At 72.6% G+C, this 26,009-nt stretch carries 24 protein-coding genes; 17 read left to right on the forward strand and 7 right to left on the reverse strand.

The features are described 5' to 3' along the window. Positions 1 to 195: 195 nt before the first annotated feature. The gene (locus ACWGDB_RS15545; RefSeq protein ID WP_453823029.1) at positions 196 to 1,227 is read left to right on the forward strand and encodes an N-acetylglucosamine kinase; all 1,032 of its coding nucleotides are present in this window, start codon (positions 196 to 198) and stop codon (positions 1,225 to 1,227) included. A gap of 68 nt (positions 1,228 to 1,295) precedes the next feature. Here the strand turns inward: ACWGDB_RS15545 and ACWGDB_RS15550 are convergent, their stop codons facing one another. Beyond that, positions 1,296 to 2,180, reverse strand: coding sequence for a MurR/RpiR family transcriptional regulator (locus tag ACWGDB_RS15550; protein ID WP_427839420.1), 885 nt, complete (start codon positions 2,178 to 2,180; stop codon positions 1,296 to 1,298). A 131-nt stretch (positions 2,181 to 2,311) separates the two neighbouring features. Here ACWGDB_RS15550 and ACWGDB_RS15555 point away from each other — a divergent pair, with 131 nt between their 5' ends. Both ACWGDB_RS15555 and ACWGDB_RS15560 read left to right on the forward strand, forming a co-directional pair. Beyond that, positions 2,312 to 3,076, forward strand: coding sequence for a sugar isomerase domain-containing protein (locus ACWGDB_RS15555; RefSeq protein WP_453822919.1), 765 nt, complete (start codon positions 2,312 to 2,314; stop codon positions 3,074 to 3,076). Positions 3,077 to 3,176: 100 nt separating this feature from the next. Then, positions 3,177 to 3,758 carry an Rv1733c family protein gene (locus ACWGDB_RS15560; protein WP_451172231.1) on the forward strand — a complete coding sequence of 194 codons (582 nt, stop codon included), beginning with the start codon at positions 3,177 to 3,179 and terminating at the stop codon, positions 3,756 to 3,758. Positions 3,759 to 3,807: 49 nt separating this feature from the next. On the opposite strand, the gene ACWGDB_RS15565 is transcribed toward ACWGDB_RS15560, so the two are convergent. From ACWGDB_RS15565 to ACWGDB_RS15575, 3 genes are all read right to left on the reverse strand, one after another. After that, on the reverse strand, positions 3,808 to 4,557 hold the full coding sequence (locus ACWGDB_RS15565; RefSeq protein WP_453822920.1) for a DUF4142 domain-containing protein: 750 nt from the start codon (positions 4,555 to 4,557) through the stop codon (positions 3,808 to 3,810). A gap of 142 nt (positions 4,558 to 4,699) precedes the next feature. Next, positions 4,700 to 5,734: an alpha/beta hydrolase family protein gene (locus ACWGDB_RS15570; protein ID WP_453822921.1), complete on the reverse strand. Its 1,035-nt coding sequence runs from the start codon at positions 5,732 to 5,734 to the stop codon at positions 4,700 to 4,702. A 343-nt stretch (positions 5,735 to 6,077) separates the two neighbouring features. Then, positions 6,078 to 7,592: an alpha/beta hydrolase gene (locus tag ACWGDB_RS15575; protein ID WP_453822922.1), complete on the reverse strand. Its 1,515-nt coding sequence runs from the start codon at positions 7,590 to 7,592 to the stop codon at positions 6,078 to 6,080. A gap of 151 nt (positions 7,593 to 7,743) precedes the next feature. Here ACWGDB_RS15575 and ACWGDB_RS15580 point away from each other — a divergent pair, with 151 nt between their 5' ends. The 10 genes from ACWGDB_RS15580 to ACWGDB_RS15625 all read left to right on the forward strand — a co-directional run bounded on the left by ACWGDB_RS15580 (position 7,744) and on the right by ACWGDB_RS15625 (position 19,296). Next, positions 7,744 to 9,000: an ATP-grasp domain-containing protein gene (locus ACWGDB_RS15580; RefSeq protein ID WP_453822923.1), complete on the forward strand. Its 1,257-nt coding sequence runs from the start codon at positions 7,744 to 7,746 to the stop codon at positions 8,998 to 9,000. Then, entirely contained in the window at positions 8,997 to 9,869 is an 873-nt protein-coding gene (locus ACWGDB_RS15585; RefSeq protein ID WP_453822924.1) for a hypothetical protein, read from the forward strand. The genes ACWGDB_RS15580 and ACWGDB_RS15585 overlap by 4 nt, the downstream gene beginning before the upstream one ends. Further along, entirely contained in the window at positions 9,866 to 10,951 is a 1,086-nt protein-coding gene (locus ACWGDB_RS15590; RefSeq protein ID WP_453822925.1) for a PLP-dependent cysteine synthase family protein, read from the forward strand. Before ACWGDB_RS15585 ends, ACWGDB_RS15590 begins: the two co-directional genes overlap by 4 nt. Next, on the forward strand, positions 10,948 to 11,985 hold the full coding sequence (locus ACWGDB_RS15595) for a dipeptide epimerase (protein ID WP_453822926.1): 1,038 nt from the start codon (positions 10,948 to 10,950) through the stop codon (positions 11,983 to 11,985). Before ACWGDB_RS15590 ends, ACWGDB_RS15595 begins: the two co-directional genes overlap by 4 nt. Continuing rightward, the gene (locus ACWGDB_RS15600) at positions 11,969 to 13,231 is read left to right on the forward strand and encodes an MFS transporter (RefSeq protein WP_453822927.1); all 1,263 of its coding nucleotides are present in this window, start codon (positions 11,969 to 11,971) and stop codon (positions 13,229 to 13,231) included. Before ACWGDB_RS15595 ends, ACWGDB_RS15600 begins: the two co-directional genes overlap by 17 nt. Before the next feature lie 311 nt (positions 13,232 to 13,542). Beyond that, positions 13,543 to 14,355 (forward strand): class I SAM-dependent DNA methyltransferase, encoded by an 813-nt coding sequence (locus ACWGDB_RS15605; RefSeq protein ID WP_453823030.1) that lies wholly within the window; start codon positions 13,543 to 13,545, stop codon positions 14,353 to 14,355. A gap of 24 nt (positions 14,356 to 14,379) precedes the next feature. After that, positions 14,380 to 15,945 (forward strand): ABC transporter substrate-binding protein, encoded by a 1,566-nt coding sequence (locus ACWGDB_RS15610; RefSeq protein WP_453822928.1) that lies wholly within the window; start codon positions 14,380 to 14,382, stop codon positions 15,943 to 15,945. Beyond that, positions 15,942 to 16,895, forward strand: coding sequence for an ABC transporter permease (locus ACWGDB_RS15615; protein WP_453822929.1), 954 nt, complete (start codon positions 15,942 to 15,944; stop codon positions 16,893 to 16,895). The genes ACWGDB_RS15610 and ACWGDB_RS15615 overlap by 4 nt, the downstream gene beginning before the upstream one ends. Beyond that, positions 16,892 to 17,749, forward strand: coding sequence for an ABC transporter permease (locus tag ACWGDB_RS15620; protein WP_453822930.1), 858 nt, complete (start codon positions 16,892 to 16,894; stop codon positions 17,747 to 17,749). Before ACWGDB_RS15615 ends, ACWGDB_RS15620 begins: the two co-directional genes overlap by 4 nt. Next, positions 17,746 to 19,296 carry an ABC transporter ATP-binding protein gene (locus ACWGDB_RS15625; RefSeq protein WP_453822931.1) on the forward strand — a complete coding sequence of 517 codons (1,551 nt, stop codon included), beginning with the start codon at positions 17,746 to 17,748 and terminating at the stop codon, positions 19,294 to 19,296. Before ACWGDB_RS15620 ends, ACWGDB_RS15625 begins: the two co-directional genes overlap by 4 nt. A gap of 86 nt (positions 19,297 to 19,382) precedes the next feature. Here the strand turns inward: ACWGDB_RS15625 and ACWGDB_RS15630 are convergent, their stop codons facing one another. Together ACWGDB_RS15630 and ACWGDB_RS15635 are read right to left on the reverse strand one after the other, a co-directional pair. After that, positions 19,383 to 20,090 carry a DUF2470 domain-containing protein gene (locus ACWGDB_RS15630; RefSeq protein WP_453822932.1) on the reverse strand — a complete coding sequence of 236 codons (708 nt, stop codon included), beginning with the start codon at positions 20,088 to 20,090 and terminating at the stop codon, positions 19,383 to 19,385. A gap of 64 nt (positions 20,091 to 20,154) precedes the next feature. After that, entirely contained in the window at positions 20,155 to 21,519 is a 1,365-nt protein-coding gene (locus ACWGDB_RS15635; RefSeq protein ID WP_453822933.1) for a hypothetical protein, read from the reverse strand. Between the two features lie 113 nt (positions 21,520 to 21,632). Between ACWGDB_RS15635 and ACWGDB_RS15640 the strand changes: the two genes are divergently transcribed. Together ACWGDB_RS15640 and ACWGDB_RS15645 are read left to right on the forward strand one after the other, a co-directional pair. After that, entirely contained in the window at positions 21,633 to 22,913 is a 1,281-nt protein-coding gene (locus ACWGDB_RS15640) for a molybdopterin-dependent oxidoreductase (RefSeq protein WP_453822934.1), read from the forward strand. Then, a complete protein-coding gene (locus ACWGDB_RS15645) occupies positions 22,913 to 23,380 on the forward strand; it encodes a hypothetical protein (RefSeq protein WP_453822935.1) in 468 nt (155 codons plus the stop codon). The genes ACWGDB_RS15640 and ACWGDB_RS15645 overlap by 1 nt, the downstream gene beginning before the upstream one ends. Before the next feature lie 33 nt (positions 23,381 to 23,413). Here ACWGDB_RS15645 and ACWGDB_RS15650 read toward each other — a convergent pair whose 3' ends face one another. After that, positions 23,414 to 24,580, reverse strand: a complete 1,167-nt coding sequence (locus tag ACWGDB_RS15650; RefSeq protein WP_453822936.1) for a DNA gyrase subunit B — start codon at positions 24,578 to 24,580, stop codon at positions 23,414 to 23,416. Positions 24,581 to 24,900: 320 nt separating this feature from the next. On the opposite strand from ACWGDB_RS15650, the gene ACWGDB_RS15655 reads away from it, so the two are divergent. Both ACWGDB_RS15655 and ACWGDB_RS15660 read left to right on the forward strand, forming a co-directional pair. After that, a complete protein-coding gene (locus tag ACWGDB_RS15655) occupies positions 24,901 to 25,764 on the forward strand; it encodes a helix-turn-helix domain-containing protein (RefSeq protein ID WP_453822937.1) in 864 nt (287 codons plus the stop codon). Further along, on the forward strand, positions 25,761 to 26,009 hold the full coding sequence (locus ACWGDB_RS15660; protein WP_453822938.1) for a DUF397 domain-containing protein: 249 nt from the start codon (positions 25,761 to 25,763) through the stop codon (positions 26,007 to 26,009). Before ACWGDB_RS15655 ends, ACWGDB_RS15660 begins: the two co-directional genes overlap by 4 nt.

The raw sequence follows: 26,009 nt of genomic DNA on the forward strand, positions 1-26,009 counted from the left end.
GGCGTCACCGACGGCACCGGGAGCTGGCGGGCCCACGGTACTCAGGACGGCCGTACGACCTCAGCGACCGGAGGTGGAAGACACCCGAAGTGGACCGTGTGGATGAGATCCTGCTCGGGCCGGGCCCGCTCTTGCAGGCTCGGGGCCGGGTCTCGGCCCGGTCCGTCACGGATGTACCAACCGCCATGGTCGTCGATGAACAGTGATGTGAACCAGAATTCGCCCAAGAGGGCGCGTGCATACGTCGTCGGCCTGGACGCCGGTGGCACCCGCACCCGCGCCGTCCTGGCGCCCCTCGGCGATGGTGAGCCCGCGGGCGAGGGCGTCTCCGGCCCCGGCAACGCCCTGACGGTTTCCGGACCGCAGCTCACCGAGCACCTCGCCGAGGCCTTGGCCCACGCCGTGCCGGCGGAGCTGCGCGGCCAAGTCGTGGCGGTGGCGGGCGGGTTCGCGGGTGCCTCGCGGACCGCCCCGGACGAACCGGGCCGGGTCAAGGCGCACGCCGCCCTCACCGTCGCGCTGGGCAGGCTCGGCATCAGCACGGACACGGTCGAGATCCACAGCGACAGCGAGGCCGCCTTCGCCGCCGCGCCCGGCAACCCCGCCGACGGCCTGGCCCTGGTGGCCGGCACCGGCGCGGTCGCGGTGCGCATCACCGCACGCGTGTGCACCGAGACCGCCGGCGGCGACGGCTGGCTGCTCGGCGACGACGGCAGCGGCTTCTGGATCGGGCGCGAGGCGGTACGGATGGCGCTGCGTATGGCCGACGGACGGGGCGGGCCGACGGCGCTGGCCGCGTCGGTGGGGCGGGAGCTGGAGGTGCCGGAGGACGTTCTGCCGGGGGCGACGCCGGACCCGTACGCCGGCGGAGCCTGGACGAGAGCCCGGCGTGAGGCCTACCGCATGCACCTGCTCCCCGCCGTGATGAACCGGCCGCCGGTCGGACTGGCCGGGCTCGCACCGCTCGTCGCCGACGCGGCCCGGCACGCGGACGCCGTCGCCGCGGGCATCCTCGAAACGGCCGCCGACCACCTCACCGCCACCGTCCGCGCCCTCGAACCCCGGCCCGGCGAGCGCATCGTCGTCACCGGCGGCCTGCTCGGCGACGACGGCCCGCTCACCGAGCCGCTCACCGCCGGGCTCCGCCTCCTCGGCCTCACCCCCGACCGCGTGGCCGACGGCTCACTGGGTGCCGTGTGCCTCGCCCGTCTGGGGTACGGCAGTTGAGCGGCGCCGGCGCGCACCCGCTCCGCGCCGGCCTGCGAGTGCTCGTGGGGAGCCCCGTCCCGCCGGGTTCAGCGCGCCCGGCGACTCTTCACCGCGTGCTGCGGGGTGATGTGGTCCGTCAGGGCGAGTGAGGCGCTGGCGCGCTGGTAGGAGACCTGGCCGACCCGGACGTAGAGGCAGTCGACGATCATCAGGACGGAGTGCCTGCCGCCGATGCTGCCGGTGCGGAAGCTGGTCTCCGAGGTGGCCGAGATGAGCCGGATGCCGGCGGCCTTGGCCAGCGGTGAGCGCGGGTCGGTGGTGATGGCGATGGTGGTGGCGCCGCGCTCCTTGGCCATCTCGAACGGTTCGAGGGTCTCGCGCGTGGCACCCGAGTGGGAGATGCCGATGGCCACGTCGGCCGGGGTGAGCAGGGCCGCCGAGGTGGCCGCCCCGTGCACCTCGGTCCAGCCGCGGACCTGGCAGCCGATGCGGAACAGCCGTGTCTCCGTCTCCTGGGCCACCGCGCCGCTGCCGCCCACGCCGTACACGTCGATGCGGCGGGCACGGGCCAGCGCCTGGGCCGCCCGCTCCAGCGCGTCGAGGTCGATCCGTTCGATGGTCTGCTGGATGGCGCGCAGGTCCGCACTGCCGACGACCTGGACGACCCGTTCCAGGCTGTCGTCGGGCGAGATGTCGGGACCGATCTCGGCGCTGCCCCAGTCGGAGACCTCGCCGCGGCCGCGCTCCTGGGCCAGCTCGATCAGCAGATGCTGGTAGGAGTCGAGCCCGATGGCCCGGCAGAACCGGGTCACCGTCGCCTGGGAGGTGCCCGTGCGGCGGCCCAGCTCGGCGGCCGAGCAGTGGGTGACGGCGGCCGGATCCTCGAGGATCAACTCGCCGACCTTCCGCAGGGAACCGGCCAGTCGGGGCAGCTCGGTGCGGATCAGTGTGGTGACGTCCGTCGGGGGCATGAGGGGAAGGTAGCAGCCACCGATTGCCGAACACGTTGAATGCCAGGACCGAAAATGATTCGATGAATCATCACTGCAGTCATGCAGGGTGGTTCAATCCAACGGTGCCGTCCCTGAGCGGAGAGTGACGCGTGTCCGACGAGTCCGTGAGCGCCCAGCGCTTCGTGCGCGAGAGCATGACCGTCCTCGACCGCCTGACCGAGTCAGCCCGCGACGACGTGGCCCGCGCCGCCGAGCTCATCGCCGACTGCGTACGAGCGGACGGCGTCATCCAGGCCTTCGGTACCGGTCACTCCCAGGCGATGGTCCTCGAAGTCGCCGGCCGGGCGGGCGGACTGGTGCCCACCAACCGGCTCGGCATCGCCGACCTCGTCCTGTACGGCGGGGCCGCGCCCGGCGTCCTCGACGACCCGCTCCTGGAGCGCGAGCCCGGGGTGGCCGCCCGGATCTACGACCTGGCCGCCCCGCACGCCCAGGATCTCTTCGTCATCATCTCCAACTCCGGCGTCAACAACGTCATCGTGGAGATGGCCCTGCACGCCAAGGAGCAGGGCCACCGGATCCTGGCCATCACCTCCCTCGCCCACACCCGGGCCGTCCCGGCGGGCCACGCGAGCGGCAAGAAGCTCGCCGACCTCGCCGACGTGGTCCTCGACAACGCGGCCCCGCGCGGCGACGCACTGCTGGAGCTGCCGGGCGGCGGCGCGGTGTGCGCCCTGTCCACGCTCACCGGCGTGATGCTCGTGCAGATGGCCGTGGCGGAGGCTGCCGCCCTGCTCATCGCCGCCGGGGAGCGCCCGCCGGTGTACGTCTCGGCCAATGTGCCGGGAGGGTTCGAGGGCAACCTGGAGCTGGAGAGGCGCTACGCCGGACGGATCCGGCGCACCGCGAGCTGATCACTTCTGCAGGGTGCATTCAACTGGTGGCCGAGCGCGCGCCCGACGGCACGTGGGCGCACACTGGAGGAGTGCTGTCGGTGCTCAAGGGGGTGTCGGCATGGCTGCGTCTGGATGTTCGAGGGTGCGGCTGTGGCGGTGGCGGCGCAGCCCGCTGAGGCGGCGCAGCGACGTCATCGAGGCCTGGGTCGTGCTGTGCGGGTGGCTGTTCGCGGTGGGCGCCGCCCTGTTCGCGGGCATCGCCGCGGCGGACGCGGTCGTGGCCTCCGCGGAGCAGCAACGGGCCGAGAGTCGCAAGGTGACGGCCGTACTCGTCATGGACGCGGAGGATCCCGGGGCCTCGCGGGTCACCACCGACCATCTCGTGTGGACCACCGTTCGCTGGACCGACCCGGACGGCACGACCCACACGGACGAGGCGCGGGTACCGCCCAAGTCGCATGCGGGCAGCAAGGTCGAGGTGTGGACGGACCGCAAGGGCGTCATCGCCAATGAGCCGCTCTCCGAGAGCGAGATGCAGCTGCACTCGGTCGCCGGAGGCCTCCTGGCCGGGGCGGCCGGCGCAGGCATCGTGCTCGGGTCGACCTGGGTCGTACGGCTGGGGCTGGAGCGGCGCCGGCTGGCGGAGTGGGACGCGGAGTGGGAGCGGCTGGACACGCCGTGGGGGCGCAAGACGGGCTGATACCGCGTGACAGCGCCCCGGAGAGAACTCCGGGGCGCGGCAACTGCTCCTACTTGACGTCCGCGCTCGGCAGCGCCGTCGGGGACGCGGTGTTCAGATCCTCCAGGCCCTTCGGGATCGCCAGTGTGAGGACCGGCGAGCCCGGCTGGGGCGCGGGCGGAGTCATCTGCTCCTTCGGGAGCTTCGGCGGCGAGGTCTGCTGGAAGTTGTTGGCGTCGAAGTTGACCATCCCCGTCTTCTCCAGGATCGTCATGTGGTCGAGCACGGTGTCGTTCGCCAGGTCGGCCAGCTGACGGACCAGGCTGTTCTGCGTGGTGCCCCGGATCTTCGCGATCGGCGGGAAGATCTGCCCGTGCGTCACTCGCATGATCGCGACACCGGTGGCGTCGAACTCCTTGCCCGTCTTGGAGTCCACAGTCGCCACGAACTGCTGCTGCTGCGGGCTCGCCTGGTTGGGCAGCGTGATGTTCAGCTCGGACGCCAGCTTGCGGCAGGCCAGGTCGAGCCGGGCGTGTCCGACGACCAGATGCCGGCCGGCCTCCTTCATCTCCGGGGTCGTGCCCCGCTCCATCGCCATCATGCCCAGTGGGTGCTCCCACAGGCCGGCCGCGCGGACCTTGACCACGAAGTCCCGGTCGGCCTCGGTCAGCGGACCGTACTGCGTGTTGGCGATGACCCGGTCCTGGTTGGCGGAGGTGGTCTCCACGCCCAGCATGGCCGGGTAGGCAAGGGCGGAGAGGGTCAGGACGAGGGCGCCTCCCACGAAGACGGTTCCTACCATGCGGCGCGAGATGGGCATCGTGCCTCCAGAGATGAACGGCTGCTACGCCAGGAGGTACGGACGGGACGCGCGAAACAATCACCGCCGCGCGAAAAAACTTGCGGTTCGCTGTGCGTGGTGCGTCACACACGCCGCAACACGAGCGGGGCTTGAGCGGGTCTCAGCCCAGGTGGCGCTCGAAGAAGGCCGTCGTCGCCTCCATGGAGTCCGGCCACCGCGGCCCGAACGTGTGCCCCTCGCCCCGGTACGTCCGCAGCTCCACGTCCTTGCCCGCCGCCTCGAACGCCGCGACGGTCGTCCTCGTCCAGGCCAGGGGGCAGGTGTCGTCGGCGGTGCCGTGGTGGATCAGCAGGGGCTCGGTGACCCGGTCGACGTAGGTGACCGGCGAGACCTGCCGCCAGAACTCGGGGTTCTCCTCGGGGGTGCCGTGCGCCGCCTCGATCTCGGCGACGAGCGGGTCGCCCTCGGGGCGCTGGAAGTGGTCGATGTTCTGCTCGGGGCGCGAGCTGACCGGCGCGAACACGACGGCCGCGTCGACGAGGCCGGGCGCCACGACCAGCGTGTTGTACACGACCCCACCGCCCATCGACCGCCCCATCAGGCCGATCCGGTCGTCGTCGACGTCCGGGCGGGTGGCGGAGCGCAGCGCGTGGACGGCGGCGATGACGTCCTCGGTGTAGCCGAGGCGGAGGTTCACGTCGTTGTCGGGGTCGTCGTCGGAGCCCGCGTGGTTGCGGTAGTCGGTGTGCAGGACGACGTAGCCGTCGCGGGCGAGGAGGTCCTGCTCCCGGGGCATGCCCTGGCCGGTCACGTACACGTCCGGGTCGATGTAGCCGTGCGCCAGGACCAGCGCGGGGAAGGGGCCCTCGCCGGTGGGGACGTTCATGATGCCGGAGATCTTCAGGCCGTTGGACCGGTAGGTGACGGCGTACTGCGTGTAGGCGTCGGTGCGGACGCGTACGGCGCCGAGGCGGAGGTCGGAGCCGCGGTGCTCGCGCTGGATCAGGGCCGGGAGGGAGACGGGGTCGGCGGGGGTGGGGGAGGGGGTGAGCGTGGCGGCGCTCGGGCTGCCGCCATCTGCTCTGCTCGACGCCGGGGGATCCGTACGCGCCGGCTCGTCGCCGTCACCGCCGCTGTCGGTGCAGCCGACGGCGGTCACGAGCGCCAGCACCAGCCCGACTGGGAGACGGGCCACGAACCGCGGGTACCGCATGCGGCCAAGTATCCCGCGCTCCGACACGGTTGGCTCCCGCAGTGGTGGGCCCGGTGCCACGGTGTTCCGGGTGCCCCGGTCACCGCATCCGGGTGCCGGAAGGGTTCGCGGTTCGAGCCCCGCGTAGCGGCATCGTCCTGGCCGTTCATCACCGAACCGGTCGCCGGTGAACTGGTCACCGACGCCATCCGTCACGCCACCGGCCCCGTCCGGCTCAGCCTGCTCCGCGACCGCGCCCTGGCCCGCGAGTCCTCGACGGCAGGGGCCCGTTCCTCGTCGCCCGGCTCACCGAGCGCCGGCGACGAGGTACACGCCAACGGGAAGATCATTTGGACGGAACAGCCGCTGCCGGGACCGGCAGTCCCGGTCCGGCGCAGCGCACGTCCGCCGTAGGCACCTCCCCGTCGACGAGATAGCCCGCCACCGCCCCGTCCACGCAGGCGTTGCCCCGGCTGGCGAACACCCCGTGCGAGTAGTCGTCGTCGAGCGTCACCAGCCTGGAGCCGGGCAGCAGTTCACGCAGTTGGCGGGCGCCGTCGACGGGGGTCACCGGATCGTGCGCCGAGGCGACCAGCAGGACGGGAGGGGCGGCCGGACTGCCCAGCCGGGTGCGCCGCACGGGGCGGTGGTGCCAGTACGCGCAGGCCGACGCCTCCATGCCGGTCAGGACCGGCTGCGGGTCGGTACGTCGTATGCGCCGTACGTCCGCCACGACCTCCCGGGGCGTCGGCCCCGGACCGTCCGCGCACTTCACGATCCGGTTGGCCGCCTCGTAGTTGCGCGACTCCGGACTGTCGAAGGCGGCTGCGGGCCGCAGCCCGGCCACGCTCCCGTCCGTCAGGTAGCCGTGCATCCCGTCGGCGAGGCCCGTCCAGCGTTCGGTGCGGCCGAGGGCGCGGTAGACGGCGCGGTCGAACTCCGCCGCGCCCAAGCCGCCGACCGGATGCGCGGCCAGGCCCTGGCGTACGCGCAGATACGAATGCCGGACGGCGCCCGCGTCGCCGCCCAGCCCGAAACGTTCGGCATGCGCGGCGGTCCAGCCGAAGAACGTGTCGCGGGCCCGCAGCATCGCCCGGCTCTGGATTTCGTCGAAGTCGTACCAGTCCCAGGGCCCGACCACGCTGTCCAGCACCATGCGGCCCACCCGGTGCGGAAAGCGCGCCGCGTACGCCGCGCCCAGGTAGGTGCCGTACGAGATACCGAGGAAGCTCGTCCGCGGCTCGCCCAGCGCGGCGCGGATGGCGTCCATGTCGTACGCCGTCCGCTCGGTGGACAGGTACGGCAGGATCGGACGGCCCGCGCCCGTCGCGCAGTCGTCGGCCAGGTGGCGCAGTGACGTGAGGTACGACCGCTCGGCCTGCGGGGTCGTCGGCACCGGGTCGGCGCCGGGAGCGGCGAACAGTCCGCCCATCGCGCCGCAGCCGACCGGCGCGCTGTGGCCCACCCCGCGCGGGTCGAAGCCGATGACGTCGTACGAACGCCGCACGCTCGCGGGGAGTTTGGCGCGCTTGGTCACCGCGTAGGGGAGTCCGGAGCCGCCCGGGCCGCCGGGGTTCACCAGCAGAATGCCGCGCCGCTCGGCGGGGGTGCCGGAGGCGGGGACGCGGGAGACGGCGATCTCGATGCCCGGGCCGGAGGGCTGCCTCGGGTCGAGCGCGACGGTGAGGCGGCCGCACTCCACGCGGTCGGGTGCGGGTGGCGTCGGGACGGAGTCCGGGCAGGCACCGAAGCCAAGGGTGGCCGTCGCGGCCGTGGCCCGGGCGGGGCCGGCCGTGGGGAGCAGGGCTGCCGCGGCCACTAGGGCACACAGCAGGGCGGTGGGGCGGGGCAGGGCGGTCAAGGTCTCTCCGATTCTCCGAAGCGAGGTAAGAACGGGCTAGCAAATGAAAATGATTATCGATAGCGTGTGCCAGTCAAGTCCGGCACCCCTCCCGTCGAGGGGTGCTCCGGGCTGCCCTGCCGTCCGAACCCGCGTCATGAAAAGGGGAGTTGTGGCTCATCTGCTGGTGGTCGAGAGCTGGGTCGGATCGATGAGCAGACTGCTGCCACGCGCCATCCGCGAGGGCGGGCACGAGTTCACCTTCCTCACCCGTGACCTGCATCACTACCTGCGCTCGGCGCCCGAGGGGGCGGCGCACCCGCTGCTCGGCGCGCGCAATGTGATCACGACCGACACCAATGACCTCGACGCCCTGCTGCCCGAGGTGGATCGGCTGCACTCGGTGCTGGGCTTCGACGGGGTGATCACCTCCTGCGACTACTACCTGCCGACGGTGGCGCGGATCGCCGGGCGTCTGGGTCTTCCCGGGCCCGGCCCCGAGGCGGTGGAGAACGCCTGCCGCAAGGACGCCACCCGCCGGGTCCTCGCCGGCGCGGGCCTGCCCGGACCGCGCTTCGCCGTGCACGAGGAGTGGGCCGACCTCGTGCGGGCCGCGGAGGAGATCGGCTACCCGCTGGTCGTCAAGCCGGTCGACCTGTGCGCGGGCATGTTCGTGCGTCGCGTGGACGACGAGGGTCAACTGAGCTCTGCGGTCAGGGCCTTGGCCGACTTCCCGGTCAACGCCCGTGGCCAGCGGCGCACCCCCGCCGTCCTGCTCGAAGAGCTCCTCGACGGCCCCGAGGTGAGCGTCGAGACCGTGTCGTACGCGGGCGCCGTTCACCTGGTCGGCGTCACCGACAAGAGCCTCGGCGGAGCGCCCGCCTTCATCGAGACCGGCCACATGTTCCCCGCCGCCCTGTCGCTCGCCGACATCGAGGCCGCCGAGCAGACCACGCTCGGCGCGCTCAAGGCGCTCGGGCTGACGGACGGGGTCGTGGCGCACACCGAGATCAAGCTGACCTCCGCCGGGCCGCGTGTGGTCGAGGTCAACCCCCGCCCCGCCGGCAACCGCATCACCGAACTCGTCCGCCACGTCACCGGCATCGACCTCGCCGCCGCCTTCGTGGACGTCGCCCTCGGCCGCAGGCCCGACCTCCGGCGCACGGACACCGGGCTGCGCAGCGCCGCCATCGGCTTCCTGGTCCCGGAGCGGGCGGGCACGTTGCAGGCGCTCGACGGACATCAACTCAGCGACCTCCCAGACGTGTTGGAGGTCCAGCTCGCCGATCCCGGCAAGGTGGTCAGGACGGCCGGCAGCAACAACGAGTACCTGGGCCACGTCATGGCCGGCGACCCCGAGGGGCCCGGCGCCCGCGACCGCGTCGAAGGCCTGCTGGCCGGGCTGCGCGCGGGGCTGGTGATCCGGTGACCACCGTCAACGCCTCACCGGCGGCGCTGACCCGGACGTACGACGACCTGGTCGCCCAGGTCCGCGCGGGCGCGCTCGGCCCCGACCCCGGCACACAGCGGATCTCCGTCGCCTTCACCACCCGGCAGGCCGTACGGCACGACGGGCGGGGCACCTGCTACCGCAACGAGGTCCTCAGTCTCCGGCTCGCCGAGGCCGTCGGGTCATGCGCCGTCGAGCCGGGCGAACTGCCCGACGGTGCGCTCGATGACTGCGTCGGTGCCGACGTGGCACGGCTCCTCGATCATCCGGCGCCTGCCGTACGGGTGGCCGCCCTCGACGCCTACCTGATGCACATCACCCCGCACACCCCGGACCACGGGGCGCGGCCGGTCGCCCTGCGCGCGGGGTCGTCGCTGGAGAAGTCCACGGCACGGGCGAGGGCGGTGGTCGAGCTGCTGGACCTGCCGGCCGGGAGCGCCGTGCTGGTGGTGGGGGTCGTCAACTCCCTGCTGGCGGCGCTGCGTTCGCGTGGCCTCGGCTATGTCCCGTGCGACCTCAAGGGCGGCGCCACGGAGTGGGGCGAGCCGGTCGTCGCCGACGCACTCACCGCGGCCGGGAGCTGCGACGCGTTGCTGGTGTCCGGGATGACCCTGGGCAACGGCACCTTCGAACCGCTGCGGCAGCACGCGCTGCGGCACGGCAAGCAGCTGGTGATGTTCGCGCAGACCGGCAGCGCGGTGCTGCCCCGGTTCCTGGCGCACGGCGTGAGCGCGGTGTGCGCGGAGCCGTACCCGTTCTTCTGGCTCGACGGCGGCCCCGGGATCGTCCATCGATACAGGTCCACCGACGTCGTCGATCGCCACAGCCGTCCCGGCGGTGAGCGATGACCCCCTCCGCCGCCACCGTCGTACGGCCCACCGCCCGCCCCGAGTTGCTCGCCCTGCTCGGCCGCACGCCCGTCGTCCGGGTCGGCGCCGACCTGCCGCACGCCCACCCCGGATTCTGGGCCAAGCTCGAAGGGCTCGCGGCGGGCGGCATGAAGGCACGGGCCGCCGTGTCGATGCTGCTCGGCGCGCGGGAGCGCGGCGAACTGCGACCCGGCGACCCGGTGGTGGAGTCCACCTCCGGCACGCTCGGCATCGGACTCGCCTTCGCGGGGCAGGCACTCGGCCATCCCGTCGTCCTGGTCGGCGACAGCGAACTGGAGCCGTCCATAAGGCAGTTGCTGCGCGCGCACGGCGTCCGCCTGGAGATCGTCGACCGCCCCGCCGCACAGGGCGGCTGGCAGGCGGCCCGGCTCGGCCGACTGCGTGAACTCCTCGCCGAACTCCCCGGCGCCTACTGGCCGGACCAGTACAACAACCCCGACAACACGGCCGGTTACGCCTCCCTGGCGGCGGAGCTCTCCGCCCAGCTCGACCACCTGGACATCCTGGTGTGCAGTGTCGGCACGGGCGGCCACAGCGCCGGCATCATCGGCCCGCTGCGCCGGCACTGGCCCGCGCTGCGGCTCATCGGCGTCGACGCCACCGGCTCCACGATCTTCGGCCAGCCCGCCCGGCCGCGCCTGATGCGCGGTCTCGGCAGCAGCATCCACCCGCGCAACGTCGCCTACGACGCCTTCGACGAGGTCCACTGGATCGGCCCCGCCGAGGCCGTGGACAGCTGCCGACGGCTCGCCCGGGGCAGCTTCGTCAGCGGTGGCTGGAGCACCGGCGCCGTCGCCCGGGTCGCCGCCTGGGCGGCCTGCGTGCACCCGGGGGCGGTCGTCGCCACCGTGTTCCCCGACGGGCCGCACCGCTATCTCGGCACCGTCTACGACGACGACTTCATCGCCGCCCACGGCCTCGACCTGGCCGGCGCGGCCGCCCGGCCCGTGGAGATTCCGCACCCGTACGCCGCCGAGGCGAGCGGATGGGTGCGCTGCGCGCGGGTGGCCGATCCGCTCTCCCTCGGAAGGACACCGTGAAGGCTCACCTGCGCACCGTGCGTCTCGAACTCGCCGAGCCGCTGCGTATCTCCCGCTCCACCATGACCGCCCGGGACGCCGTGTGGCTGGGCGTGGAGCACGAAGGAGTGACCGGCTACGGCGAGGCCGTCAGCAGCGTGTACTACGGGCTGGATGCCCACACACTCGCACGGCTGATCTCAGCGGTCGATCTGGAACGGTTCGCCGATCCCGAGAGCGCCCTTCATGCCCTGCCCTCCGGTGGCGTGCCGCCCGCCGTCACCGCCGCCGTCGAATCCGCGCTCCTCGACTTCGTCGGCAAGCGCGCGGGCCTCCCCGTCCATCACCTCCTCGGTACGACGGCGCCTCCCGTGGCGGCCACCGCGCGCACCATCGGCATCACCTCGCCGATCCGCGCGGCCGCCGAGGCCCGCCGGCTGGCCGCGAGCGGCTTCGAGGTCGTCAAGGTCAAGGCGGGCACCCCCGACCCCGAGGACGACATCGAACGCGTACGGGTCATCCGCGACGCCGCTCCGCGTGCCCGGCTGCTCCTCGACCCCAACGGCGCCTGGATCCCGGCACAGGCGGCGGCCCTGCTGCCCCGTTTCGCCGACCTCGGCGTCGAGGCCGTGGAGCAGCCCCTCGCGCCCGGCGACCCGGACGCGCTGGGCGCCCTCGCCGAGAAGTCTCCGCTGCCCGTCATCGCCGACGAGGACGCCGTGTCACTGGCCGACGTCCGACGCCTGGCCGGGCGCGTCCAGGGCGTCAACGTCAAGCTCGCCAAGTGCGGGGGCGTCCGCATGGCCCTGCGCATCGCCGAGGCGATCGAGGGCAGCGGGACCGACCTGATGCTCGGCTGCCTCACCGCGAGCACCCTGGGCCTGGCGCCCGCCGTCCACCTGGCCGACCGCGCCCGCTGGACCGACCTCGACGGGCATCTGCTGCTCGCCCACGACCCGTGGCACGGGATCGGCGGCGCGGACGGCTTCGTACGCACAAGCACCCGTCCCGGCCTGGGAGTCGAGGAGGTGACGGCACATGAGGACGTGGCATGAGATACGACGATTCCCGCTCGCCGTGCGGCTGCTCCTCGTCAACCAGCTCGGCGTCAACATCGGCTTCTACCTCCTCATCCCCTACCTCGCCACGCACCTCGGCCAGAACCTGGGCATGTCGGCGGCCGTCGTCGGTGTCGTGCTCGGCGTGCGCAACCTCAGCCAGCAGGGCCTGTTCATCATCGGAGGCTCGGCGGCGGACCGGCTGGGAGCGCGGGGCGTCATCATCGCCGGGTGCGCCCTGCGGACCGTCGGGTTCGCGTTGTTCGCGCTGGGGGACGGGCTGCCGGTACTGCTCGCCGCGTCCGTGCTGAGCGGGCTCGCGGGGGCGCTGTTCAACCCGGCCGTGCGGGCGTATCTCGCGCAGGAGGCGGGGGAGCGGAAGGCGGAGGCGTTCGCGCTGTTCAACGTCTTCGCGACGACAGGCGCGTTGATAGGCCCGCTGCTGGGCAGCGCCCTGCTCCTGGTCGACTTCCGCACGTCCGCGCTGACCGCCGCCGGGATCTTCGCGGTGCTCACGATCGCCCAGGCCCTCGTCCTTCCGGCGCGCAAGGTCGAGCCCAGCGGGAGCGGTGTCCTCGGGGACTGGCGCGAGGTACTCGGCAACCGGGCCTTCCTGGCCTTCGCCCTCGCCATGGTCGGCATGTTCACCCTGGAGAACCAGCTCTACCTGCTGCTGCCCGACGGGGCCCGCGAGGCCACCGGCTGGGACGGAGCGGCGGGCATCGTCTTCCTCGTCGGCACGGTGGCCAACCTGGCGCTCCAGCTGAGGATCACGAGAAGCCTCAAGTCACGTGGCAGCAGGGCGGGTTGGATAGCCGCCGGCCTCGCGGTGATGGGCCTGGCCTTCCTGCCGCCGGCCCTGGTCGCGGGCACGGGACCCGCCGGGTGGCTGGACGCGATACCCGTGCTGCTCGGCGCGCTCCTTCTCTACCTCGGCGTCATGGTCGCCTCGCCCTTCGTGATGGAACTGATCCCGCGCTTCGGCCGCCCCGAGCTGACCGGGACCTACTTCGGGATCTTCTACGTCGTCTCCGGCATCGCCGCGGCCGTCGGCAACGCCGTCGTCGGCTGGGCCATGGACGCGGGGGAAAGCGGCGGCCGTGCCTGGCTGCCCTGGATGTGCTGCGCGCTCGTCGGGCTGGCCTCGGCCGGCGGGGTGGCGTGGCTGCAGCGGCGTGGAGCACTGCCGGCGAGCCCCGCGGCGGCGGCTTCGGTACGGGACGAAGAGAGGAGCAAGGCGTGAGTGCGGCGCGGGGGGTCGATGTCGAGCGGCGTGGGCCGGGGACAGCAGACGCGGAGCGGGCGGCGGGAGGCGAGTGGGCGGCCGGCCGGGGCCAGGGCGCTGCTTTCGGTGAGCCGGGCGATCGGCAGCCCGGCGCGGCCGTCGCGGCGGGGGGAGAGCGGACAGGTGAGGGACAGGGCGCCGCTTCCGAGCGAGCCGGTCCGTACGGGTGTGTGGCTGACGCCGCAGCAGGCGGAGGTCGTGACTCCGTCGGGGGCGATGCGGCTGGACACGCTGTCCCCGTCCCCGGCAGCCGTCCGCACGACAAGGGCATCCCCGCCGCCGCCGACCACCGCAACCTCCTCACCGACAACCCCGCCCTGTACGAGGCCCGCTTCCCCGATCCCGACCGGCTCGCCGGGCGCTGGGCCGAGGACTGTCTCCGTCGCCACGGCGCCGGGCCGCGGGTGCTCGACATGGGCTGCGGCACCGGGCGCGACGCCGCCCACCTGAACTCCGTCGGCCGTACGGTGACCGGTGCCGATCTCTCCCGGGCGATGCTGGCGTACGCCCGGCTCCGGCATCCGGGTCCGGCGTACATACGGGCCGACCTGCACGGGTTCGACCTGGGCCGGGCTGCCTTCGACGCGGTCGTCTGTCTGGACAGCTCCCTGCTGTACTGCCACACCAACGACCAGCTCGACGGCTTCCTCTCCTCCTGCCGTCACGCCCTCGCACCGGGCGGCCTGCTGGTCGCGGAGATGCGCAACGGCGCCTATTTCCTGGGCCGCACGGACCTCCTCGACTCCCCGTCCGGCAACGCCTTCACCTGGCAGGGCGTCGCCTACCGGTCGACCACCACCCTGACCGTCGACCGCACGGACCAACTCCTGCGCCGTACCCGCGTATGGACCGCCGATCAGGCCGGCGTCGACGCGGCGCCCGTCGAACAGCGCTCCGCATGGCGACTGCTGTTGCCGCACGAGCTGCGCCACTTCCTCGCCGCGCACGGGTTCGAGGTGCTCGAACTGCACGACGGCCCCGGCCCCCGCACCGAACCGCCCTGGCAGGACGGCCGGTTGCCGGGCACCGCCACGGACGCGGACCGGCTGCACGTCGTCGCGCGCCGTCGGCACACCAACTGACACGAAGGACACGAAGGAACAATGATGTACGACGAACGCTTCCCCGGTCTGCACCGCCGCGGCTTCCTGGCCGCCACCTCAGGTGCCGCCGCCCTCGCCCTCGTCGGCTGCTCAGGCGCCACGGACGACAAGGCGGCAGGCGCCTCCGGCAGCCCCAAGCGCGGCGGACGGCTGCGCGCCGCGTTCGCCGGGGGCGGTGCGAGCGAGACCCTCGACCCGCACCTGGGCAACCTCTTCGCCGACGTCGCCCGATCCAAGGCCCTCTTCGACAAGCTCGCCGACTACGGCGCCGACCTCTCCGCCCGGCCCCGCCTCGCCGAGAGGTGGGAGGCCGACAAGACCCTCGACCGCTGGCAGGTCACCCTCCGCGAGGCCACCTTCCACGACGGCAGCCCCGTCACCGCCAAGGACGTCCTCTACAGCTACCGCCGAATCGCCGACCCCAAGCAGGCGTTCCGCGCCAAGGCGTCCCTGGAGCCCATCGACCTCGACGCCAGCCGGGCCACCGGCGAGCGGAGCATCGAGTTCGTGCTCAAGCGGCCCACCGCCGAATTCCCCAACGTCCTGGCCGCGTTCGGCGCGTACATCGTCCCCGAGAACGCCACCGACTTCGACGACAAGCCGATCGGCTCGGGCCCCTTCCGATTTGTTTCCTTCGCGCCGGGCCGCTCGGCCGTGTTCCGCCGCTACGACGGTCACTGGGACGGCGCCCCGCTCCTCGACGAGATCGAGTTCGTCGTCGCCAACGAGGAGTCCGCCCGCGTCAACGCCCTCCTCGGCGGGCAGGTCGAGTACGCGCACGAACTCAACCCGACCACCGCCCGCGCCCACGAGGGCGGCGGCCGGATCGAGATCGTACGGCTGCGCAACAGCGCCATGCAGGCGTTCTGCATGAAGACCGACCGGGCACCCTTCGACGACAAGCGGGTCCGCGAGGCGTTCTTCCTCATCGCCGACCGCCGGGAACTCGTCGACGGCGCGCTGTCCGGCGCGGGCGAGATCGGCAACGACCTGTTCGGCAAGGGATACGAGTACTACGCCGCCGATCTGCCGCAGCGCACCCAGGACCTCGACAGGGCGCGCGCCCTGCTCAAGCAGGCCGGCGCCGAGAAGCTCAAGGTCACCCTGGACACCTCGGCCGTCGCCGCCGGGTTCACCGAGGCGGCCGGCATCTTCCGCGACCAGGCCGCGAAGGCGGGCGTCACGATCGACGTCAGGATGGGCAGCAAGGACTCGTACTGGAGCGACATCCTCGACGGCGGCACCTTGTGCTGCTACCGCTCCGGCGCCATGCCCATCGAGTCCCACATCTCCCAGCGGCTGCTCACCGACTCCACCACCAACGCCACCAAGTGGCAGCACAAGGACTTCGACGGCCTCTACCAGCAGGCCCAGTCCCTCCGCGACAAGGCCGAGCGGGCCGCCGTGTACGAGCGAATGCAGCGCCGTCTGTACGCCGAGGGCGGCTTCCTCATCTGGGGCTACGCCGACTGGATCATCGGAACCGCCCGCACCGTGAAGGGAGTGGAGACCAAGGCCCCCGCCAACACCCTCGACTGGGCCCGCTTCGACAAGGTGTGGCTCGCGTGAGCGGACTGCGCTCCTTCGTCGCCCGGCGGCTGCTGCTCGGCGCCGCGCAGACCCTGGCCGTCGTGCTGCTGGTCTTCGCGCTCACCGAGGCGCTGCCGGGCGACGCGGCCGTTGCCCTGGCGGGCGACCAGCCGGACCCCGCGCGTATCGCCGCGATCCGTGAGGCGCTGGACCTGGACCGGCCGGCGTACCAGCGGCTGGCCGACTGGGCGACGGGCCTGGTGCACGGCGACCTCGGCACGTCCCTGACCTCCGGCCGCCCGGTCACCCGGTACATCGCCGACGGCTTCGGGCCGACCCTGCTGCTGGCCGCGCTCACGCTGACGCTCCTCGTCCCGCTCGGCTTCGGCCTCGGCGTGCTCGCCGCCCGCCACGAGGGACGGCTCGTCGACCGGCTGGTCAGCTCGGTGACGCTGGCGGTGTACGCGGTCCCCGAGTTCGCCCTCGGGGTCCTGCTGGTGACGGTCCTCGCGCTCGAGCTGGCCTGGCTGCCGCCGACGGCGGTCGGCTACGGCACCGACCTGCTCGCCCATCCGGCGGCGCTGATACTGCCGGTGCTGGTCCTGCTGTGCCGCCCGGTGTGCTCCCTGTCCCGCCTGGTCCGGGCGGGCATGGTCGACGCCCTCGCCTCCCCCTACGCCGTCCACGCCCGCCGCTACGGCGTCCCCGGCGCCCGTGTCCGCTACGCCCACGCCCTGCCGAACGCCCTCGCCCCGGCCGTGCAGCAACTCGCCCGCACCGTCGACTGGTTGCTGTGCGGAGTGATCGTCGTGGAGGCCCTCTTCGTCATCCCGGGCCTGGGCACCGTCCTGCTCAATGCCGTGGCCGAACGGGACGTGCCCGTGGTGCAGGGGCTGGCCGTGGTGTTCGGCGTGCTCACGGTCGTGCTCAACCTCGGTGCCGACCTGGTGGCCCACCGGCTCACGCCCCGCGCGGGGGTGGCCGCATGACGACGCCCCTCGGTCGCCGTCGCCGTAGCCGTTTCGCGTTCGGCCTCGCCGTCGTCGCCGTCCCCCTCCTCCTCGCCCTGCTCGGACCGCTGTTCGCCGGTGACCCCGGCGCCCGCGCCACCTCCTTCACCCTCGGCGACGGCCACTGGCTCGGCACCGACTTCGTGGGCCGTGACGTCCGGCGACAAGTCCTGCTGGGCGGCCGTACGGTCGTCCTCACCGCCCTGGCCGCGACCGCGCTCGCCTACCTGGTCGCCGTCCCGGTAGCGCTCATCAGCGCCCTCACCCGCCTGCGAGGGCTCGAGGAACTGCTGATGCGGCCGCTGGACGTGCTGCTCGCCGTGCCGTCGCTGCTGCTGATCCTGCTCGTGGCCTCCGTGCTGTCGCCGGGAGCGACCGGGCTCGCGCTGCTCGTGGCGCTGGTGAACGTGCCCGACGCGGCCCGGATCGTGCGGGCGGCGGCGGGGGAGGCGGCCGCACGTCCCGCGGTCGAGGCGCTGCGCATGCAGGGGGAGACCAGGTGGCGGATCGCCGTCGGCTACGTCGGCCGTTCGGCGCTGCGCACCCTCGCCGCCGACGCCGGGATCCGCCTGACCGGCGTGCTGTATCTGGTGTCGACGGCCGCGTTCCTCGGGGTCGGCGTCGCCCCGGACGCCGCCGACTGGGCCGTCATGGTCGACCGCAACCGCACCGGCCTGCTGATCCAGCCCTGGGCCGTTGTGGTGCCGGCGCTGCTGATCGTGGCCCTGACGATGGGCACCAACCTGCTCTTCGACGCCGCGCTGGAGAAGACCGCGCGGCACAAGGCCGTACCGGAGAAGAACGCACTTGAGCAGAAGGGACCACGCCGGTGAGTCGGGCAGAGCATGCGGCGGTCGCCGAGATCCGCGATCTCCGCGTCGAGATCGACGGCCGCGCGATCGTCGACGGCGTACACCTGCGCGTGCTGCCGGGGAAGGTGACCGCGCTGGTCGGCGCCTCGGGCAGCGGGAAGACCACGACCGGCCTGGCGCTGCTGGGGGAGTACCCGCCCGGTGCCCTGGTCACGGGTGAGGTGCGGCGGCCCGGGGACGGCCCGGTGGGTTACGTCCCCCAGCACCCGGCCGCCGTCCTCAACCCGGCCCGCCGCGTCAGCGCCCTCCTCGACGACCTCGCCCGCCCCCAGGTCCGCCACCTGCCCCGCGCCGAACGCCGCCGGGCGGCCCGGGCACTGGTGCTGCAAGCCCTCTCCGACGCGCAACTCCCGGACGCGAAGGAGCTGTTGTCGCGCCACCCGCACCAGCTCTCCGGCGGCCAGCAGCAACGCGTCGTCCTCGCCCAGGCACTGCTGCTCGGCGCCCGCGTCGTCGTCGCCGACGAACCCACCACCGGCCAGGACGCGTTGACCAAGAGCCGTATCGTCGAGCAGCTGGCGGCGGTCGCGGCACGGGGCATCGCGGTCGTCCTGCTCAGCCACGACCTCGACGTGGTGCGTGCCCTCGCCGACGAGGTCCTCGTCATGCGTGCGGGCCGGGTCGTCGAGTCGGGGCCCGCGGAGCGGCTGTGGACGGCGCCCCGGCACGAGTGGACCCGCCGGCTGCTGGCCGGACAGCGCGTGGACCCGCAGGTCGTGACGAGCACGGATGTGACACAACCAGCCCTGGAAATAAGGGACTTGGTGGCCGTACACGATCGCAGGACTGTCGTGCTGCGCGCCCCGCATCTCGTCCTCCACCCCGGCGAGTGCCTCGCGGTGGTCGGCCGTTCCGGCAGCGGCAAGACCACGCTCGCCCGCTGCCTGGCGGGCCTGCACCGGGACCAGGACGGGCGGATCCTGCTCGACGGCACGCGGCTCCCGCGCAGCCTGCGGCACCGCAGCCGTGCCCAACTCGCCGCCGTGCAGTACGTCTTCCAGGACGCCCGCGCCGCCTTCGACGAGTACCGGCCCGTGCTGCACCAGGTGGCGCGTACGGCGATACGCCTGCGCGGCGCCGACGAACGGACGGCGACGGAGGAGGCGTCCGCCACCCTGAACCGCCTCGGCCTGCCCGAGAACCTGGCCCGCCGTCGCCCCGGCGAACTCTCCGGCGGCGAACTCCAGCGCGCCGCCCTGGCCCGGGCTCTTCTCGCCCGCCCCCGCGTGCTGATCTGCGACGAGGTCACCTCCGGCCTGGACACGGTCACCCGGCGGGGCATCCTCGACGTCCTGGCGGGCCTGGTCGGCGAGGGTGACGGACTGTCCCTCGTCCTCATCACCCACGACCTGGACACCGCATGGCCGGCTCACCGGATCGCCGTACTGGACGCGGGCGAACTGGTGGAACAGGGTTCGGCACAGCGAATTCTGACGGAGCCTCGGCATCCGTTCACTCGCTCGCTCATGCGGACGACGGAGCGTCCGGAAACGGGGAGCCGGCTGTGAGAGCCGACCTCCGGGCACCGTCGCGGAGGAGACGGGAGGCCTCCGCGAAGGGCCCGGAGGCCGACGGCATGGGGTCGCGCCCGCGCCTACGACCTGGTCGGCAGGCGGCGGCGACGCGGGCGGGCGGTGGCCCGGGCGAGCAGCGTGTGGATCTGGCGCACCGCATCTCCCGGGTGGGTGGCCGGGGTTGCGAAGGGCAGGCGGACGTCGTGGTGGGAGTCCGCCGTCTCCAGCCGGAGCACCAGGCCGTGCCGGTCGAGCCGCAGCGGCCGTACGCCGGTCGCGCCGAGCTGCTCCCGGGCCGGCAGCAGCCGGGCGAGCGGGGCGACGGTGTCGGCGTGGGCCGAGTCGAGCCGGCCCAGCATCTCCGCCTCGTGGGTGGCGAGAGGGTCGGGGGAGGCGAGGGTCAGCTCGTCGAGGCCGATGAGGGCCGTGCCGTCGTCCTCGGTGAGCACGGCCCGGGCCGGGTGGAACACCAGGTTCTTGGGGCCGAGCGCGCTGAGCCAGCCGCCCAGCGTCAGCCGGGAGCGCACCCTTTCGCGTACGGCGACGGCGGCGACGTCGGTGAACTCCACGAGGGCGGCCAGGTCGCCGTGCGGCGCCACGGCCAGCTCGGCGGCCAGGTGGCCGTCCGGCGGGTTGTGCAGGAGCAGCCGTGCGGCGGCGTCGACGGTGTGCAGGCCGATCAGTTCGATGCGGTGGCCCTGCGTGGTGACGGTCAGCGAGCCGGCCGCCGCCAGCACCGAGCGGGCACGCTCGGCGGGCGTCGGCTCAGGGCAGGTGGCAGCAGACATGGGAACCTTTCGAGCCGGTTGGCCTCTTAGTTAGGTAAGCCTAACCTATCTTGGCTTCGGGTGGTCACCAACCCGTCAGCAGCAGGTGGTTGACGAGCAGGGCCAGCACCGCCTGTCCCGCCAGCCAGGCCCGCGGCCCGTTCAGGAAGGCGCAGGCCGGCAGCAGCCACAGCGCGAACGGCAGCCAGATCCGCTCCGTCTCCGCCTTGCTCATCCCGGACAGGTCGGCGGCCAGCACCGCGACGAGCGCACCGAGCACCAGCACGCCGAGGCGGAACGCGGCCGTACCCCTTTCACGGACGACCACCACCCCGGTCCGCCGCAGCCCCGCCGCCGTCGCCAGGCCCACCACCGGCACCTGGCAGGCGAGGTTGGCCCACACCCAGTAGGCCTGCGGCCGGGTGCCGCCGGCGCCCTGGTTGTAGCGGGTGACCAGCAGGTCGTAGGCCTCCCACCAGAAAAAGCCGAGCGCGGTGAACACCACCGGGACCACCACGAACCCGGCGAGCGCGAGGGGCAGCGGCCGGACGCGCTCGGAACCCAGGAACAGCACGGCCGCCGCGACCACGACGAAGAGCGTCAGACCGTACGACAGGTAGACCGTCAGGCCGAACAGAAGACCCGAGGCCAGGCCGGTCCAGCGCGGCCGATGCCCCGTCACCGCCAGCGCGAGCAACGCCACCGCCCAGGCCGCGACGGCCGCGAAGTAGCCGTCGGCGGAGGTGCCCATCCACACCGCGCCCGGCGCCAGCGCCAGGAAGGGCGCGGCACGGCGGGCGAGCTTCTCGTCGGCGAGGGCGCGCACGGTGACGAGAATGCCGAGGGCGGCGGTGGCCCCGACGGCGATGCACCAGACCCCGGCCCATGCGCCGCCGCCCAGGCCGATCCGGTCCAGTTGGACGAAGGTGAGGGGGGCTGCCGGGGGGTGCCCGGCGACGTGCGCGGGCCAGTGGTCCGGTGAGCCGAGCAGGATGTGCCGGGTGAAGTCGCGCAGCGTCGCGGGGATGTCCTGGAAGCGGTCGATGACCTGGAGGTACTCGTAGCGGGTCGTCAGCCGGCGGGCGATGCCGCGCTGCCAGCCGTCGACGAGCGCGAGCGAGAAGGTCCAGGCCAGGCCCGCGCCCCAGACGGCGAGCAGCAGGTGGCGCCAGGGCAGCCGGGCGGCCAGGACCGGGCCGTACGCCACGACGGCGGCCGCGACGGTGATCGCGGCCGGAGTGCCCGGGCCGACATGCGGGCCCCAGTCCGCCAGGAGCGGCGGCCAGTTGACGAACAGGGTGCCCTCGCGGGCCTCGATCGCGGTGCCGACCAGGGCGGCGAGAGCGAACAGGAGCGCGGCGGCCGCGGCCGCGTACAGATCGCGGCGCAGGTCCCTGCGGGCGTCGGGGAACTCGTCGGGGCGGGTGTCGGGCAGGAGATCGCTGGTCACGTCTGCACGCTAGGACGCACCGGGTCCACCGGACGCGTGACGTGCGCGGACGTCAGAGTTTGGTCATGGTTCGCGGCGGCCTTTCCGGCCCAGGTCAGGCCTACGGTCGGGACATGGCACGGTCTCCGAACTCGCCCCGCTCCCCCTTCTCCCCCGCCTTCTGGCGCAGCCCGCTGCGCGGCCCGTGCCTGACCTCGGTCCTCGGCATCGTGCTGCTCGGCGGGATCACGGTGCTGTTCGTGACGGGGCTGGTGTCCTACGCCGCCTACAACCCGAACCTGGCGCCGGTGAACGACAAGACCCCGGACAAGGGGATCCTCGGCTTCTACCTCTTCTCCTGGCCGACCAGCCCGCACTGGCTGTACCGCCTCAACCAGGGCGTCCACGTCACGCTCGGCATCACGCTCATCCCCGTGCTCCTGGCCAAGCTGTGGTCGGTCCTGCCGAAGCTCTTCACGCTGCCGCCGGCACGATCGCTCGCGCACACGCTGGAGCGGATCTCGCTGCTGCTCCTGGTCGGGGGCGCGCTGTTCGAGTTCGTGACGGGCGCGCTCAACGTCCAGCTCGACTACCTCTTCCCCGGCTCCTTCTACACCCTCCACTTCTACGGGGCGTGGGTGTTCATCGGAGCGTTCGTCGTGCACGCCGCGCTGAAGACCCCCACGGCGCTGCGGAACTTGCGCCGCATGCGGGCGGAGAAGAGCGAACAGCCTGAGGAGGGGACGGGAGAGCGGGACTCGGAGCTGATCGCTCCGAGTCCCGACGAACCGACCGTCTCGCGGCGCGGCGCCCTCTGGTTCGTCGGCGGCGGCTCGCTGCTGCTGTTCGCCACGACCGTCGGACAGAACTTCGACGGTTTCCTGCGCCGGACCGCCCTCCTCGCCCCGCACGGCGGTGGCGAGCCGGGCAGCGGGCCGGGCGGCTTCCAGATCAACAAGACGGCCGCGTACGCGGGCATCCGGGAGGCCGACACGAGCGACGAGGCGTGGCGGCTGGTCGTCGAGGGCCGGCACGGGCGGACGGTCCGCCTCAGCCGTGCCGAACTGCTCGACCTGCCACTGCACAGCGCGGCACTGCCCATCGCCTGCGTGGAGGGCTGGTCCACGTCCGATCAGTGGTGGCGCGGCGTACGGCTGCGGGACCTCGCCGCGCTGGTCGGCCAAGACCAGGACTCGCCCGACGTCCTGGTGGAGTCGCTCCAGCAGCGCGGCGCCTTCCGCCGGGCCGCCCTGCGGGCCAACCAGGTCGCCGACTCCCGTTCCCTCCTCGCCCTGTTCGTCAACGGCGAGGATCTGACCCCCGACCACGGCTACCCGGCGCGGATCATCGTGCCCGCGGCGCCCGGTGTGCTGAACACCAAGTGGGTGGCGCGGCTGACGTTCGGAGACCTGTGATGCGACGCCCCAAACTCATTCCGATCGGCAGTCCCCTCCAGATCCTCCTCCTCGCCTGCTCGTTCGCGCTCGCCGGATACGCGGGCGTACGGCTCCTGGACGGGGACTGGTTCGAGATCGTGCTGTGGTTCGTCGGCGCGGCGATCCTGCACGACCTCGTCCTGGTGCCGCTGTACGGGGCGGCGGACCAGGCACTCCTACGAGGCTTCGAGGCCGTCGACCGCCGGAGCTGGATGCCGTACGTCCGCGTCCCCGCCGCCCTGTCCCTGCTGCTCCTGCTTGTCTGGTTCCCCCTGATCACCGGCCGGGTGGCGGACCGCTACCGCGGCGCCACCGGCCTGAACGCGGACGGCTTCCTGGCCCACTGGCTGCTGATCACGGCGGCGCTCTTCGGCGGCTCGGCGGGGCTGCTCGCGTTCCGCCGACGGCGATCAGGGGGTGGGCCGGGGGCGTCATCCAGCTCATGACGCGGTCCCCGGCCCGGTGTGGTCCGCTGCTGCTCAGTCGTGGTGGCTGTGCCGGACGATCCGTTCGATGACCTCCGTGGCCCGATCCGGCTGCTCCTCGAACCAGGTGCCTAGGTGCTCCCGAACGGCCTCCTCGACGCAGACCCGCACGTCGGTGTTGCCCAGCAGCCCGCGTGTGGCGCCGAGCATTTCGGGGCGGTCGAGCTTGACCGACACGGCTGCCGTGAGGCTCTCGCCGATCCGGTCGGCGCCGGGACCGGGGTCCGCCGCTGCCAGTAGCCCCCGCTCGCGCGCGTACGCGGTGACCGCGGCCGCCACTCCGTCGCGGAAGCCGTCCACGTGCGTGCCCCCTTCGGGTGTGGCCAGGCTGTTGGCGAAGCCGCGGATCCGCTCCTCGCGGGAGCCGATCCACAGGAGTGCCACCTCCATCGTCCCCGCCATCCGCGGGTCCTCCCGCTCGAAGCCGATGACGTCCGGATGCTGAGCCGCCCCCGCCTCCGCGTCGAGGGCGGCCACGAAGTCCCGCACCCCGTCTGGGTACCGGAACACCACCACCCGAGCCCCTCCCGCCGGGCGTTCGTCGGTCAGCGAGATCCGCAGACCCCGGTTGAGAAAGGCCACTTGGCGGAAACGCTCAGCCAGCACGGCGAACGAGCAGCGCGTCGTCTCGAAGATCTCCGTGTCGGGCCAGAAGGCGATGGTCGTCCCGCTTCCGCTCCCGGGCCCCACGGCGGCGGGCGGAGCGAGAGCGACACCGCGCGCGTACTCCTGGACCCGGCGTACCCCCTCGCACCGCACCTCGGACGTCAGCCGGCTCGACAGGGCGTTGGGGACGAAGAGCCCCCCACCGAAATGGCCCATGTTCGCGATGTGCCGGCCGCTGGGCTCCGGCCCGGCGCAGAAGCTGGTCAACAGTGCTTCGAGGCCTGGGCCGTCAGTATCCCCGGCGGTCTCGAAGGAAGCCCCCGGCCCGTCATCGGTAACGCGCACACCGCCGTCGGGTGTAAGCGTCACGTCGACTGAGCCGCCGCGGCCGGCCAGGACCTGGTTCACCGCCCGGCCGACGACCGCGAACACCATGTGATGCGGACCGCGTTCGCCGGTCGAGCCGACCCACATCCCGGGCCGTTTCCGAATCGCTTCCCGGCTCTCCAGCACCTCGATCCGGGCAGCGTCGTACCCCGTGCCTTCCCTATTCACCAGGCCCCTCCCATGGCGTCCGGTAGATCTCCCCAGCCTAGACAGAACACAGGAAAACACCAGGTCAACGCTGTTGTGCCGAGGCTGCGGGTGGATGCGTGAGCGCGTGCCGGGAAGCGATCGGTCTCGGTGCCGCGTACCGCGCCCGGCGCGTGTCCGAGGGCCCGCCGAAGCCGCGTACGACCCCGTTCCGGGCGCCGCTGAGGTCCTCAATTTGCCGCCACGCTCCGTCCGCGAGGCGCAGCGTACGCGCTCACTGACTGGACATGAGCTGTAACTTTTCGTGACCATGGGTGAGTTCGGTGTGCGAGAGGTGGCCCATGTCAGGTGGCGGTTCGGTGGGGACGGCAGGGGAGTCCGGTGGGGCGGAGCCTGAATCGTCCGACAGCCTGCGGACGTTCGGGGCGGTGGTGCAGGCCCTGCGTGAGCATGCGGGGCTGAGCAGGGAGGAGTTCGGCGATCTCGTCGGGTTCTCCAAACACACCGTCGCCTCCGTCGAGTTGGGACGGCGGATGCCCGATCCCGCCTTCGTGGAGAACAGCGAGGGGGTTCTCGGCAACACCGGTGCGCTGAGGCGCTCGGCGCCCTGTCTCTCACGTCAGCCCGGGATCGCGGCCTGGTTCCGGCAGTGGGCGCGGCTGGAGACCGTGGCGATCAGCCTGTACACGTACGAATGCCGGGTCGTGCCTGGGCTGTTGCAGACCGAGGCGTATGCGCGTGCCGTGTCGCTGAGCGTGCCGCCCATTCCGGGCGAGACGCAGTTGCAGCAGCGGATCGCCGCGCGGCTGGCCCGGCAGGAGTTGCTGTCGACTCGGCGCGAGCCGCCGTGCAATTTCAGCTTCATCGTCGAGCAGGCGGTGCTGGAGCGGTACACGGGTGGGGAGGACGTCACGCGGGAACTTCTCGACCATCTGCTGGACTTGACGGAGCGGCACTGGAACGTGGAGCTCCAAGTCATGCCGTTGCGCGCGCCCGTCCACGCCGGGCATGACGGGCCGTTGCGGCTGCTGGAGACCCCCGAACACCGGTGGTTCGCCTACTCGGAGGGGCAGAAGAACGGCCGGCTCATCTCCGACCTGAAAGAGATCAGCGTCCTCCAGCAGCGGTATGCGAAACTGCGTTCGCAGGCTCTCACTCCTGGTGACTCCCGGAGTCTGCTGGAGCGGATGCGAGGAGCGCTATGAGCCCCACCCCCGAACTGGCCTGGTTCAAGAGCAGTTACAGCGGATCCGAGGGCGACGACTGCATCGAGATCGCGATCGCCTGGCGCAAGTCCAGCTACAGCAGCGGGAGTGAGGGCGACTGTGTCGAGGTCGCCACATGTCCCGGCCTCGTCCACGTCCGCGACTCCAAGGACAAGGAGGGCGCCCAGCTCGCCCTCGCCCCCGCAGCCTGGCAGCAGTTCGTCGCGTACGCCGTTGAGGCCTGA

The sequence above is a fragment of the Streptomyces sp. NPDC055013 genome (assembly GCF_053608645.1).

Coding starts and splice junctions, on each gene's coding strand:
- ACWGDB_RS15630 (WP_453822932.1), bottom strand. CDS start 20,090: ATGTCTGCTGCCACCTGCCCTGAGCCGACGCCCGCCGAGCGTGCCCGC.
- ACWGDB_RS15550 (WP_427839420.1), bottom strand. CDS start 2,180: ATGCCCCCGACGGACGTCACCACACTGATCCGCACCGAGCTGCCCCGA.
- ACWGDB_RS15645 (WP_453822935.1), top strand. CDS start 22,913: ATGCGACGCCCCAAACTCATTCCGATCGGCAGTCCCCTCCAGATCCTC.
- ACWGDB_RS15590 (WP_453822925.1), top strand. CDS start 9,866: ATGACCCCCTCCGCCGCCACCGTCGTACGGCCCACCGCCCGCCCCGAG.
- ACWGDB_RS15610 (WP_453822928.1), top strand. CDS start 14,380: ATGTACGACGAACGCTTCCCCGGTCTGCACCGCCGCGGCTTCCTGGCC.
- ACWGDB_RS15565 (WP_453822920.1), bottom strand. CDS start 4,557: ATGCCCATCTCGCGCCGCATGGTAGGAACCGTCTTCGTGGGAGGCGCC.
- ACWGDB_RS15655 (WP_453822937.1), top strand. CDS start 24,901: ATGTCAGGTGGCGGTTCGGTGGGGACGGCAGGGGAGTCCGGTGGGGCG.
- ACWGDB_RS15545 (WP_453823029.1), top strand. CDS start 196: ATGAACAGTGATGTGAACCAGAATTCGCCCAAGAGGGCGCGTGCATAC.
- ACWGDB_RS15640 (WP_453822934.1), top strand. CDS start 21,633: ATGGCACGGTCTCCGAACTCGCCCCGCTCCCCCTTCTCCCCCGCCTTC.
- ACWGDB_RS15560 (WP_451172231.1), top strand. CDS start 3,177: ATGGCTGCGTCTGGATGTTCGAGGGTGCGGCTGTGGCGGTGGCGGCGC.
- ACWGDB_RS15660 (WP_453822938.1), top strand. CDS start 25,761: ATGAGCCCCACCCCCGAACTGGCCTGGTTCAAGAGCAGTTACAGCGGA.
- ACWGDB_RS15600 (WP_453822927.1), top strand. CDS start 11,969: ATGAGGACGTGGCATGAGATACGACGATTCCCGCTCGCCGTGCGGCTG.
- ACWGDB_RS15620 (WP_453822930.1), top strand. CDS start 16,892: ATGACGACGCCCCTCGGTCGCCGTCGCCGTAGCCGTTTCGCGTTCGGC.